We start from the raw sequence: 659 nt of genomic DNA, 5'->3' as shown, positions 1-659 counted from the left end.
CTTCGGCGCCGACAGCTGCTGGTAGATGCGCTGGTTGGTGCGGTGTTCGAGGTAGGCCAGCTGCGGCACCAGCGACACCTTGTAGCGGGTCAGCCGCTTGCCGGCATCGCCCTGGGCCACGCGGTAGATCTGGCCGTGGATGCCGCTGCCCTCGCCGTTCAAAGCAGCCGGGTCGAAGGCCAGGAACGCCTGCTTGTGCAGCAGCGTTTCCAGGTCCAGGTCGGGGTTCTCGCTGACCAGTTCCAGATCGAAACGGAACGGCTGGCTGATGCCTTCGGTCCCCTTGAAAGAGACTACTTGCAAGTCGCTTTGGACGCCTTCAATGCTCAGGCTGAAGTGAGTTTCATTGGCTCTGTTGAACATCCTTTGTTCCTTTGGACTGCGACATAGCGAGCGAGCTCTGGTGCGCGGACTTGATGTCAGCGCAACTCGTTTTTGGCCTGGTCACATCCAGATTCGGCCAAGCTGAACAGCCGAGCCAGGCTAGCAAGTCACCCACGGCATTGATCTAGGAAACGTCCTAAACCTCCTGGAAAGAATTGGAAGAAGACGTCAGTTTTTTCAGCGAATGACTGGCCCACCATCCGGTGTCTGAATGCTCGCCTCGCTGCTGCTGAGCGATGGTGTGGCGTTGCTGGATGTTGCCCAGGGCAAGGCGA

1 protein-coding gene is annotated in these 659 nt (G+C 58.9%); it reads right to left on the bottom strand.

Going from position 1 to position 659, the window contains the following annotated elements:
• A partial coding sequence (locus PVZ80_RS00190) for a contractile injection system protein, VgrG/Pvc8 family (protein WP_273863275.1) occupies positions 1–363 on the bottom strand: 363 nt, incomplete at its 3' end.
• Positions 364–659: the final 296 nt, after the last annotated feature.

The sequence above is a fragment of the Pseudomonas sp. B3G-3 genome (genome assembly GCF_028640915.1).
Taxonomy (GTDB): domain Bacteria; phylum Pseudomonadota; class Gammaproteobacteria; order Pseudomonadales; family Pseudomonadaceae; genus Aquipseudomonas; species Aquipseudomonas chlororaphis_I.
Note: the sequence above shows the minus strand (reverse complement) of the source record. Positions and strands in the feature narration are given on the sequence as shown.